Origin of the sequence: Clostridium sp. BNL1100 (assembly GCF_000244875.1) — a bacterium.
In the GTDB taxonomy this organism is placed as follows: Bacteria; Bacillota; Clostridia; order Acetivibrionales; family DSM-1351; genus Ruminiclostridium.
Genome location: NC_016791.1, coordinates 1,257,463 through 1,271,146 on the forward strand (window position 1 = coordinate 1,257,463; position 13,684 = coordinate 1,271,146).

Below are 13,684 nucleotides of genomic sequence, written 5' to 3' on the forward strand. Positions count from 1 at the left end.
TCGGTAAATATTTTCTCTGAAATGGGAATTTAATTTAGAAATATTACAAAAACAAGTATAAATAACTAATTAACTTTATGTCATCTGGGAAGTAAAATATAATTCATTAAAATGAGAGGAGTATCTAGAATTCGGATGATCTTTTAGTAAATTTAATGGAGGGATAAAATGTATAAAAAGGTTATTATGAAAATGGTTTCGGTAGTACTAAGCGTTTGCATGTTACTTTCAACTGCATTTCAAAGCGGAATAACATACGCAGCGGGTAGTGATACAAGCTTAATTATTGATCAAAGCCAATTGAACGGGGAATATGCTCTTAATCTATCACAGGTTGGAGATATTGATTGGTTACATTTTAAAGGCGATGGTTCAAATGGTGTTACACCGATTAGTAAGTCAGCTACTTCAAGTGCTATATCATTTAATGTACTCCCCAATTCTGCCCCTGAGGGTAAAGTAAGTAATGGCGATCCCGATCGAGTAGCCAGTACTTGGATTGACGGTATGGCCGGTTATGAATCAGGCACCAATGATACCGGGTTTGCTGTTCTATTCCCCCCGGCAGGCAGCAGAGGTGCCGGTACCTGCGCTGATAACGTCGGCTGGAATTTTTCAGTAGCAGCGCAGCCTGTCCAGACAACAGTTGTATTTACTGTTGGGCTTTGGCAGTCAAAAGTTGATGTAAAATTCTACATGGATGGCACGCAGGTTGATACAAAAAGTTTATCTGTCGGCGGCGGCGCTCAGGTATATAAATACCAGGTAATGGTACCTGCAAATAAGGTATTGAAGGTTGAAGGTATACAAACAGAAATATTATCACAGGACGGTAATTCTTCAATCTCAAACATAGCAGTGGGTACAAAGGGACTTAATATTTCACAAAACCAGGTGAGCGGGGAATCTGTTCTTAATCTTTCAACAGCTGGAAATGTTGACTGGTTGCATTTAAAAGGAGACGGTTCAGGCAATATCTTACAAATAAAGAAAGCAACTACTCCAAGTGCCATTTCATTCAACACATTATCAAATACAGGTTCTGAGGGCAAAGTAAGTAATGGTGATGCAGACCGTATGGCCTATACCTGGACTGACGGTATGGCAGGATATGAAGCGGGTACTAATGATACAGGGTTTGGTGTTTTATTTCCAAAAGACAATAGAGGCTCAGGTATCTGCAGCGCTGACGTAGGCCTTAATTTTACGGTAGCAGCACAACAGCAGGAAACAACAGTGCTATTTGGCGTGGGACTCTGGCAGGCAAAAGTAGATGTAAAATTCTATATGGATGGTGTACTGGCTGATACCAAAAGGATTTCGGCAGGCGGTGGTGCCCAGACATACAAATATCAGGTAATTGTACCTGCAAATACGGAACTGAAGGTTGAGGGTATACAAAAAGAGACTTTATTCCAGGATGGTAATTTTTCACTCTCTGGTATAGCGGTGGGCGATGGAGCCTATGTTGATAAGACAGCTTTACAAAACCTATATGATGGAGTTAAGGATTTAGTTCAGGGTTCCTATACAGCAGAATCATGGGCAGCTTTTGATAGTGCGCGTACTTCTGCAAAAGCTGTTCTTGACGATCCGGCTGCAACACAGACTGCAATAGACAGTGCAAAAACTATATTGGAACAGGCACAGGCTGCTCTTGTGACCATTAATGCAAATGATTTAAAAATTACTCAAACTCAAAGTAATGGGGTGTACAACATTGACCTGACTGTAGTTGGAAATGTTGACTGGCTACATTTAAAAGGAAATGGTTCAAACGGTCTTATACAGATTAAGAAGAATACTGAGAATGCCATTTCTTTCAACGCACTTCCTAATACTGTAACAGAAGGGAAGGAAACTAATGGTGATACTAACCGTGCGGTCGCATCTTGGACAGATGGAATGGCTGGTTATGAATCACTCAGCAATGATACCGGCTTTGGTGTTTTCCTACCTTTGGCGGATGATAGAGCTGCCGGTGCCTGCAAGGAAAATGTAGGCTGGAATTTTTCAGTAGCAGCACAACCTACTTTGACAACCGTTGTATTCAGTACTGGTATCTGGCAGGCAAAAGTAGATGTAAAATTCTACCTTGATGGTCAATTCGTTTCTACTAAAACTATGGAAGCAGGCGGTACTTCACAAGTATTCAAATATCAGGTAGTTGTTCCTGCAAACAAGGTTCTTAAGGTTGAGGGTATTCAAACATATAAAAATGCTTATGATGGTAACTCATCATTATCAAATATAGCAGTAAGCAGCGTAGAAATCGCTGACAAGTCTTCCTTACAAACATTATATGATGAACTTAACGGAATAACCCAAAGCTTTTTTACAGATGCCTCATGGCAGATTTTTATTGATTCAAAAGTAGCAGCAAAAGCAATCCTGGATAAAACCAGCGCGACACAGGCAGAGGTTGACAATGCAAAAGCTGCACTTACCTTGGCTCTGAATAATCTTGTAAAAAAAGCTACAAATGTGATGATTGACTATACAGGTGGTAAAAAGGGGTTAAGTTATGCTCTGGGTCATGAGATAGATCAACAGGACAGATACCAGACCTTTACATCCAGTGTTGATTTCACAATGGAATATGTCCAAGTTGGGTTATATAAAAATTCTGAGGATGGAAACGATTTAATTGTAAAGTTGTATGCAACAGATAGCAATGGACTGCCTACGGGAACTGCTCTAGCGCAAACGACTGTGCCAAAGTCAGACATTATACAAGGTGGCTTAACTACAGCTAAGCTTAGCTATAATATAGTTAAAGACACAAGATATGCTATCGATGTAACTCAGTCTACATTAAAAAATGGCATGTACAACTGGATAGTTATGCCAAAAAATTATTATACAAAAAATGAATTTTACGGTAAGACAGTTTCAGGAAGTTTTGTACCTGAGGCATGGCTTGGTACAGGGTTATTGAAAGTTATAAAACAACTGAATGTAAACAGAGATTCACTTGAAGCGTTGGTATCAGAAGTAAGCAAGTATAATGATAAAATTTATACTGTTGAATCCTGGCTGACTTTAGTGGATGCTAAAGAATCAGCAAAAAATTGCCTGAATAACTTTGATGCATCGCAGGCAGAAATTGATGCTCAAACCGCAAACCTGATGGCTGCTAAAGATAGTCTTGTTATAAATATAGACATATCTGATTTCAACAGTTTTATTACAAGTTTTGATAATATGGTAGTTAAAGGCTATACAACTGCTTCTGTAGCTGTATTAACAGATGCAATTGCAAATGCAAAACAATTGGACAGCAGCGTTTCCGATGCTGAAAAGCTGCAGGCCTACGTATCAGTTCTGAACGCTATTTCAAAACTTCAGGTTTCAGGAAAATATTCATCTGAAACAGATGGAGGACTGACAGGGTCATTTGGTTTTGAAGGTGACATGAATGCTCCGATAGCTTATATTGACGGATCCTTTAGATTGCCAAGCAGAGGTAATCTGATGATAAGATTTGGTGTGACAGGGCTTAAGGAAAAAGGAGTTTCAGTTGATTGGTATAACAGGGACGGATATTTGCCTTGTTATGTAAGTGAATACACAGTAGATGGTGTTACATATAAAATCGAAGAGTTTGCCAATAAACACACAATAGACGGCAACCCTGTAGAAATTGCATATGTAAAAATGACGGCAATAAACAACTCAGGTGAAAAACGATTACTTCCTGTTGTATCAAAGGAATTAGTGCCGCTTAATAACGCTGCTGAATCTTCTTACGTTATAAATGCAGGAGAAACAGTTGTAAGAGAGTATGCAATAAAAGCAGATAGATTTGAAAATGAGGGGCATACCGGAGAAAGGTATGAGGTGGAACCTAAAGCCCCGTTCCCAGTGGATCAGAAAATTCTTGAAGCTGCAAAAGTTGTTGCTGATACTGGTAAAAACAGTATATTTGAAAATAATTATGCAGCAATGAAGAATTACTGGGATAACAGACTTGCAGGAATAATAGATATAGAAATGCCTAACAGTAAAGATGCAAATAACAAAGACAGTCTGGTTAATGCATATAAGGCAGGATATATTTATACTCTTATTATCAAGGATAAAACATTCTTACATGTTGGTGAGAACGGCTATGACAGACTGTTTTCACACGATACAATCGGAATTTTGCAGTCACTTATTACTGCGGGTGACTTCCAAGAAGCTAAGGATTATCTTGAAAGCGTTCCCATGACCGGTGGAGTAAACATTGAGAATGGTGAAGTAGATCCTGATCTATACTGGGATGCAAACTGGAAGTTACCATGGGCATACTCAGTGTATTTAAGTAAAACGGGAGATCTTGATTTTATAAAAGAAAAGTATGAAGGTGTAATCAAAAAGATGGCACATTCTATTCATGACGACCGTACAGGTGCAAACCATGATGGAATTATGAAAAGCACTCTCGCTATTGATTCATACGGCCAATGGACAGTTGATGATCAGGCTGCGCTTATGGGGATTATAGCATATAAATACATTTGTAACGAATTAGCAATAAAGGAAAATGACCAAAGCAAGAAAGAGTACTACTTATCAGAGGCTCAATGGGCAAATACTGAATATGACAGTTTATTGAAAGTGGTAACAGAGACTCTTGAAAATACTATTAGCACTAATAATTTAAACTATATTCCGGCTTCAATAGTTCAGCCGAATACTGAAAACAGATGTAATGATATTAGAGATGCAAACTGGGCATCAATGTTGTTATTCGGATCATTCCCATGGGATGGATATCTGTATGGCGCGGATCAAAGCAAGGCTGGGGCGAATATAGATATGATAGACCAGACTTATGCATATGGGTTAGAAAGACGTAAAGACTTGCCGGGTGCTTCACCTTATAATTTTGGAGGTTATCCTCACGGCTGGTACTCAAGTGCATATAATGCAGGATATGGTATTGCAGCACTTCGTGGTGAAGCTTATAGAGATATAGGAATAAAAGCTTATGAATTTGCTATAAATAGTGCTATGAGCTCACCCTTTGGCTGGTGGGAAGGTGTCGGACCAACTAATTTTCCGACACAAGATCCTACATCTGCATTGTGGAGTCACGATAATGCTTCCGGCGGTGGAGGTTCCTGTCAGCACATGTGGGGACAGGCAACAGCCTCCAAAGTCCTGTATGATGCATTTATAGCTGAAAGAATCTATAATGATAATAAAAATGCGGATCTTATTATCGGACGCGGTATTCCTAAAGAATGGGTAACTAATGCCACTAATGATAATAACGTAGTTGCAGCTGTTGAAAACTCTCCGGTTCTTCAAGGCGGAAGAGCGGGATATACAATTGTAAGAGATGGCAGCAAGCTGAAATTTACATTTGACCTTAACAAGGAAAACTCAAAAATTGATGCCGGTACTGTAGAACAATGGAGTATCCAACTTCCATATATGGTAAACAATATCTATTCAGCTTCTGTTGGAATAGTAGATAATGCCAATGGTATTGTTACCGTTCCTATAGAGACTCAGGAAGTTACAATTGAGCTGAAGGATTTAATGTCTGGCTCTTTGTCTATAGATACTACATCTTTGCCAAACGGCAAGGTTGGTACAGCATATTCGTATGAACTAAATGCGGTAGGTGGAACAGCGCCCTACAAATGGAGTGTTGAAGGACTTCCGGCAGGTCTGTCTATCACAAATGAGGGAGAAATAAAAGGTACTCCTGTAGTAGCCGGTACTTTTAGTGTTAACGTAAATGCAGAAGACAGCAGCAATCCGATTATGAGTGTAAGTAAAACTTTAAGCATTGTTATAGCTCCTGTAAACGGCACAGGCAGTGGTAATGGAAACACTGGTTCTGGAAGTACCGGAGAGACTGTAATTCCGGTTGATTCCACCACAAACGGTGATCAAATACTACTCTCTGTTTCATTAAAAGCAGGAAATGAATCGGGAGCAGCTGTAGCTAATGTTGCAAAAACTACCATTAACAATCTTTTAGAAAAAGCTAAGGAAGCGGAAAGTAATGGACAGAAAGCTACAATTGAAATAAAACTTGATTCTGACGAAGATACAAAGTCTGTAAAGATAGGACTTCCTGCGGAAGCGCTGAAAGAAATCTCCAAAACTGTCGGAGCTAACATTAAGTTTAGCACTAGACTGGGAAGTGTTGTTTTTGACGCTGTAGCAATAGATTCAATAAATGCTTCTGCTACATCTGGTAATGTAAACATTATAATAAATAAGGAAGAAGCTTATTCCTTATCAGAAGAAATAAGGACTACAGTGGGAGATCGTCCTGTTTATGATTTCTCAATTCAGTCTGGTGATAAAGAGATAACAGAATTTGGCGGAGGAAAAGCCCTGGCAAGCATACCTTATAATCCAAAGTCAAATGAGAAGCAAAACTCTATCATAATCTACCACATAGATAAGGATGGAAACTTAAAAACTGTCAGAAGTATATATAACCATGTTTCAGGTACAGTGAATTTCATAACCAATCATTTTTCACAGTATGCCGTAGGTTACAATGAAGTAAATTTCAAAGATATTACATCCAAAGACTGGTATGATAAAGCAGTTGGATTTATGTCGGCCAGAGGTATAGTGAAAGGTGTGGGAGACAGTAGTTTCGCTCCTCAGAATAAAGTTACAAGAGCTGATTTCCTCATAATGGTAATGAAGTCTTACGGTATTGAGGTTGATAAGACAGTAACAGACAACTTTACAGATGTCGGCAGCAAATACTATACCAATTATCTGGGCACTGCAAAACGCCTTGGTTTGGTATCAGGAACAGGAGATAACAAATACATGCCGGATGCTACCATTAGCAGACAGGATATGCTTGTTATACTGTACCGAGTATTAAACACACTTGGTGAATTACCGGCTGCAAAAAACGGAAATTTTGATGGTTTTAGCGATACAAAGGATATTTCCGGGTACGCGAAAGATACAATGAAGTTATTTGTTGAGGCAGGTATTGTTGCTGGAGATAACAATAAATTGAACCCTAAGGCCAACACATCAAGAGCTGAGGCAGTACAGGTATTGTATAATCTACTGTCCAAAATATAATAAATTAAGGGGTTAATCCTGAAAAATGCACCTAAACTGATAGGACATTACATGGTGTTCATCAGTTCAGGTGCATTTTTTAAGCCGAAGCAGAAAGTAAAAAAAATTATACAATGGTAAAAATATTACAAGCAATTTAAAATTGTTGAATAATTTATCGGCAGTAGGGAATTTAATTAGAAATATTACAAAAACAAGTATAAATAACAAATTAACTTTTAAGATTCAACATCCTATAATTTTATTGTAGCGCTACTAGTCAAAATGTAAAAACAACAAGGAGGAATTTAGAATGAAAAGGTCCGCAGCATTATTATTAACTGCAGCAATGGTTGCATCTTTAGCTGCATGTGGTTCAAATGCAACTTCTGACAAAACGGCAGAGGTTTCAGGGTCAACCAGCGCGAAAACAAGTGTTGAAGCAAAGGCACCGGTAACAATAAAATATCCTACATACAGAGTAGGTACTCATTACTCTGCTCCTTTCGAGAAGGATCAGATTGAAAAATTTAATGAAAAATTCGGCAATGAAATAAAGGTGCAGGTGGAAGAGATTCCTAGCGATACGGCATATAACGACAAAATGAAAATTTTAGCAGCGTCAGGAGATCTTCCCGATGTTATTATGGGTAAAAACGGAATAAATGAAATATTAATCAAAGGCAACCTGGCTACACCTTTTAATGAATATATGGATAAGGATCCAGAATGGAAATCTGATATAGGTGATGAAGCACTTGCCGCAAATACACGGGATGGGAAAATATGGTCCATCAGTGATCAAAAACAGGTTATAGGTTATTTTTACAATAAGGATATGTTCGAAAAGGCAGGTATAAAGCCTGCTGAAACCTGGGATGAGTTTATGACTAACTGCGACAAATTAAAAGCAGCAGGTTTTGCTCCGTTGGCTTTGATGACAGGTGAAAATGCATGGACAACCAACCTTTTGCTTTCCTCAATGGTAGGTACAAGCGGAGAGGCCGGAACTAAATACATGAATACTCTTCACCCAACAAGTTTTGAAACTCCTGAAGTTATCGATGCATTGAAGAAAATGCAAATAATGTTGCAGAAATATACAACAAAAGATGCAATAGGAGCAGTATATGCAAATGCAGCAAATAATTTCGAACAGGGTAAAACTGCTATAATTGCCAACGGCCCATGGATGATCGGTGATTTCAGTGATAAGACCAAGTCTCCGGAAGGCTTCGACAAGAAGGTTGGTGTTGCTGCATACCCTGGAAGCGGAGCATTTTTGTCGTACGAAGTAGGATATATGATTGGCTCAGAAACTCAAGAGAAAAAAGATGCTGCAGCTAAATTTATTAAGTACAAGACCGGCGTTGAAGGACAATCCATAGCACTGGAACTCGGTAACGTGTTACCCGTTTCAGACAAGGTACAGCCTTCAGAAGAATTCAAACAGAAATATCCGGTATTTGTAGAGACCATTGAGGTAGGAAATAGTGCAAAGGTTAAATACCAGTACTTTGACACTATTGTACTCCCAAATGTAACTGATTCCTGGAAGAATTTGTATCCAGAATTGGCTTTCAATAAGATAACAGCCGAAGAGATGGCAAAGAAACTTACTGAGATATCTGCAAAGAATAAATAGTATTACTGTCTGTTAGAACCTGCTCAGTATCTTATTACACTCGTCATTTTGGCGGACTTCACACCATGCTGCGTTAAATTTTCTTGCAATAAACAAATTTTATTTACTGCGAAAATTTGGTCCTTGCCTGACACAAAATCCACTTGAAATGCCAAGCACAAGCAGATACTGAACAGGTTCTTATAAAGAAATAAAGGTTGTAATGAATTCTCCTCGGAAAGTTCCGCGGAGAATTGCATTTAAGGAGATGATGAAATGACTAAAAATAAAGGCTACATAGCTTTATTCCTTATACCCACTTTAATTCTGTTTTTAATAGTTTATGCAGTATCAATTGTTATCCTTTTTGGTACTTCTTTTACAGAATGGTCAACAGGAAGAAATCCTATTTTTATAGGATTAGGCAACTATATTAAAATGTTTACCGATGATTCGGATTTTAGGCAGAGCTTTATTAATACTATTATATGGATTGTTCTGCAGTCCACTGTTCACGTTTGTATTGGTGTTGTATTCGCTATTATTCTGAATATGAAGGAATTTTATTGGAAATTTGCAAGAACAGTATTTATGATACCAAACATTATATCGGGGGCTGCCGTGGGAATGCTGTTCCTATGTATATTAAACCCTGAGTTTGGAGCTGTAAATAGTATTATCCGGTTATTGGGACTTGAGGATTTTTCTCAAAACTGGTTTATGGACTATAAAACATCTTTCTTTTCTGTAACTATGACCTGGTTACCTTATGCCGCTATTGTTACAATACTTGTTCTTGCTGAAATAGCAGCGATTCCTGATGGCCTTTTTGAAGCGGCCAGAATTGATGGCGCCAGCGAGATTAAAATAAACCTGTATGTAGTGCTTCCTTTACTCAGAAATATTATCGGAACCTGTGTTATTTTATCTGGGACAAGTATGCTTCAGAAGCTAGATATAATTGTGATGACTACAGGAGGAGGACCCGGAAATCAGACAATGAACCTCCCTATGTATATATATAAAACAGCATTAATGGACAACAATTTTGGATACTCGAATACTATAGGTACATTTCTTGTAGCGTTTGGAATTGTATTAGTACTAATATATCGTAAAATATTTAAAATAGGCAGTTCAGATGTATGAAAGGGGTGACTGATTTGAAAGGAATGAAGCTTTTTTTATCAATTTTAAAATACATATTTGTTTTAGCCATAATTGTTTTATCAATTGGGCCATTTTTATGGGTGTTCATATCATCGTTTAAAACGAATTCAGAGATACTTAATTCTACAATAGGATGGCCTTCAAGTCTTAGATTTTCAAATTATTTGAATGCATTTAAAATAGCTCCTTTAACACAGTTCTATTTGAACAGTGTCATTGTAGGTATTTTCGGTACCTTATTGAATTTGATTATTATGGGAATGTCGGCTTATGTAGTTGCAAGGTTTGACTTTAAGGGTAAGAAATTATTAGTAGGTCTTTTTTCCCTATCTCTTCTAATCCCAGGTGCTGCAATGCTGCAGCCTTTGTATCTGACAGTGAATACGCTTGGACTGTATGACAAACTAATAGGTTTGATTATTGTTTATGCAGGATTTGGACTTCCCGCATCACTTTATATAATTTCAAGTTATTTTCAAACAATACCAAAAGAAATGGAAGAGTCAGCCAGCTTGGATGGAGCAGGTTTTATCAGAACATTTGTCTCAATTATTCTTCCAATTGCTAAGCCTGGATTTGGAACAGCAGCTGTACTTCAGTTCCTGCTCTGCTGGAATGAATTTCAGTTTGCAATTACCCTTACTACAGGTAATAAGAGCCGTACGCTTCCATTGGCACTTTACTACTTTAAAAGTCAGTTTGCCAGTGATTATGGAGTAATGTTTGCGGCTACAGTTATTGTTATTATTCCAAGTATTATTGTGTATGTACTTCTGCAAAAGCAGGTTGTATCTGGATTGGCAGCGGGAGCGGTCAAAGGTTAAATGAGCTTCACTATTTGAAAAGGAATGGATTTTGATGAGTAAACAAAATAAGACACATGTAGCAGACGGTTTATGGTGTATAGAAGAGAACAGGTTTAGCCTGGATACAAACAAACATTTTGAAGGACTATTTACCCAGGGTAATGGCTATATGCATGTGAGAGGAAGCTTTGAGGAAGGCCTCCGGGGAGCGGCACAGGATGAAGAGTATATGCGTATGCCTGCTAATGTTACCCTTGAACAGCCAAGGCACACAGAAACTAAATGGGGAACCTTTATACCGGGTATTGTAGGAAAGCACCCGCTTCTAAAAGAGGAAATAATAAATCTGCCTTATTTTCTTGGTATGGACTTAGTCATTGCTGATGAAAAATTGGATATGGAGTCAAGTACCATAAAGGATTATAGAAGATGGTTGGATTTGAGGGACGGTTGCCTTTATAGAAGCTTCATATGGGTAACAGAAAATGGACTAAACCTTAAACTTAGTTATAAACGTTTTGTCAGTATAGAGGATAAACACCTCTGTTTGCAGCAGCTGCAGATAGAAATGCTCTCCGGAGAGGGGATTCTTGACATCAGATGCGGCATAGATTCGGAAGTTAGAACCAATGGTTTTAATCATTTCAAAGAAGTACTGACAGAGGACAAGCACTCGGAATACATTTGTACAAAGACTGTTACAGATGGAGGAAACAATGTTTTAATGCTGTCAGGTATCAATGCTTCTGAGAATATTTGCTGGAGCAAGTTAACCCAAAGCAAAAATATATTTTTTTCAGGATTTAAGTTATTAAAGGCCGGAGATAGTCTGGAGGTTCAGAAAGTAACGTCGGTTGTCACCGACAGGGACCTTGAGGATGGAACTCTTATAGAAAGAGGACAGAAATATCTTGAATACTTCTTTAATCAAGGCTGGGAGAAAATATATAAAAGACATTCAATGGCTTGGAACAAAAAATGGGTTACCAGTGATATTGAAATAACCGGAGATGATGAGGCACAGCTTGCAATTCGTACATATATCTATCACCTTATCAGGGCAAATAGTGAAAATGACTCTAGAGTTGCTATCTGTGCGAAGGGATACGCCGGCGAAGCATATTTCGGACATTATTTCTGGGATACAGAGATAAACATGCTACCCTTCTTCATTCATACCAATCCTGAAGCTGCCAGAAACTTGTTAATGTATAGATATAACACCCTGAATGGTGCACGGAAAAACGCTATGGAATATGGGTATGAAGGGGCGAAATACGCATGGGAGGCGTCAGTTACGGGAGAAGAACAATGTCCCTGCTGGCAGTACGCAGATCACGAAGTACATGTTACTGCGGATATCATATATGCCATGTACCATTATGCAAACGCTACAGGAGATACTGCATTTGTCAGAAGCTTCGGCATTGATATGATGGTTGAAACTGCAAGATATTGGGTGCAAAGGGTTGACAGAAACAATGACGGATATTACGACCTGTTAGGTGTTATGGGGCCGGATGAGTACCTTCCCGTCACAAGGAACAATGCATTTACCAATCGCATGGTTAAGTTCAGTCTGGAAAAAACAGCAGAGCTTCTTAAAAAAATTAAGCATGAAGATAAAGACGGATATCTGGAAATTGAAAACCGGCTTGGTTTAAAGGCGTGGGAGCTAGACAAAATCAAGGAAGTCGGAGATAAGTTAATACTCCCTTATGACGAAAATTCAAAAATCGTTCCTCAGTCAGAGGATTTTGAAAGCTATGCGGATGTTAATTTTAATGCAATTTGGAAGGATAGAACCAAGCCCTTCGGAAATTTCATATCCCAGGAGAAAAACTACCGTTCCAAAGCTTTAAAGCAGGCTGATGTTATTGAACTGATGATGCTTTATCCTGATGATTTCACTCGTGAGCAGTTAATTAATGCCTACGACTATTACGAACCTATAACAACCCATGACTCATCACTTTCAGCATCGGTTCACGGAATCGTAGCTGCCTGGATGGGGAGAATGACTGAATCTGAAAAATTCCTTAAAAAGGTTATGGCTATAGATATGTCTCAGGAGAAGAAAGGTGCGGCAGAAGGTATACACATAGCAAACTGCGGAGGTTTGTGGCAGATGATTGTATATGGCTTTGCCGGTCTTAAGAGTGCTATGTGGTGTGAGGAAATACAATTAGCACCGCACCTTCCTGATAAATGGACAAATTTGAAATTTACACTGGCATGGCATGGAAAACGGTATAGAATTACCGTTACAAAAGACAAGCATGAGGTTACTGAATTATACGAGTAATATAAAAGGACTGGAGGCAATAGTGTGGAACCATTTAAGGCGGCAATTTTTGATTTGGATGGAGTAATTGTAGATACAGCAAAGTTCCATTTTATGGCATGGCGCAGACTGGCGGCAGAATTGGGTTTTAAGTTTACCGAAAAGGATAATGAACGGCAAAAAGGCGTGAGCCGTATGGAATCACTTGAAGTACTGCTTGAAGTAGGTGGCTTTTTAGATCTGTCTTTAGAAAAAAAAGAGGAGCTGGCTACTAAAAAAAATGAATGGTATAAGGAATACCTTTACGAAATGACTCCGGCAGAGATTTTACCTGGAGCAAAAGATTTCTTGAAATATCTGAGGCTTAGAGGAATAAGAATTGCTTTGGCCTCTGCAAGTAAAAATGCACCCATTATACTTGAAAAGCTTAATATCACAGACCTTTTCGATGCCATTGTAGACGGTAACAGCGTTTCAAAAGCAAAGCCGGATCCGGAGGTGTTCTTAAAGGCTGCTGAACAGCTTGGAATTGACCCGTCTGAATGCTTTGTTTTTGAAGATGCGCAGGCAGGAGTAGAGGGTGCAAAAAGAGCAGGCATGAGGGTTGTAGGTATAGGGCAACCTGAATTATTACATCAGGCAGAAATAGTGGTGAAAGGTTTCCCGGAAATAGATCCGGTGATTCTGTTAAGTCATATTCATCCGAAAAGCAGCATTTGCAGATAAGCAATATGTAAAAGTATATTTGTCATGCATTGG

6 protein-coding genes are annotated in these 13,684 nt (G+C 38.6%); all 6 read left to right on the forward strand.

From position 1 onward, the window contains the following. Positions 1–168 precede the first annotated feature (168 nt). Entirely contained in the window at positions 169–7,062 is a 6,894-nt protein-coding gene (locus CLO1100_RS05240; RefSeq protein WP_014312707.1) for an S-layer homology domain-containing protein, read from the forward strand. Between the two features lie 292 nt (positions 7,063–7,354). Further along, a complete protein-coding gene (locus tag CLO1100_RS05245) occupies positions 7,355–8,686 on the forward strand; it encodes an extracellular solute-binding protein (RefSeq protein WP_014312708.1) in 1,332 nt (443 codons plus the stop codon). 255 nt (positions 8,687–8,941) lie between these two features. Beyond that, a complete protein-coding gene (locus CLO1100_RS05250; RefSeq protein WP_014312709.1) occupies positions 8,942–9,814 on the forward strand; it encodes a sugar ABC transporter permease in 873 nt (290 codons plus the stop codon). 23 nt (positions 9,815–9,837) lie between these two features. Continuing rightward, positions 9,838–10,659: a carbohydrate ABC transporter permease gene (locus CLO1100_RS05255; protein WP_242836725.1), complete on the forward strand. Its 822-nt coding sequence runs from the start codon at positions 9,838–9,840 to the stop codon at positions 10,657–10,659. A 34-nt stretch (positions 10,660–10,693) separates the two neighbouring features. Next, a complete protein-coding gene (locus tag CLO1100_RS05260; RefSeq protein ID WP_014312711.1) occupies positions 10,694–12,946 on the forward strand; it encodes a glycosyl hydrolase family 65 protein in 2,253 nt (750 codons plus the stop codon). A gap of 24 nt (positions 12,947–12,970) precedes the next feature. Next, positions 12,971–13,651, forward strand: a complete 681-nt coding sequence (gene pgmB, locus CLO1100_RS05265; RefSeq protein ID WP_014312712.1) for a beta-phosphoglucomutase — start codon at positions 12,971–12,973, stop codon at positions 13,649–13,651. Positions 13,652–13,684 lie beyond the last annotated feature (33 nt).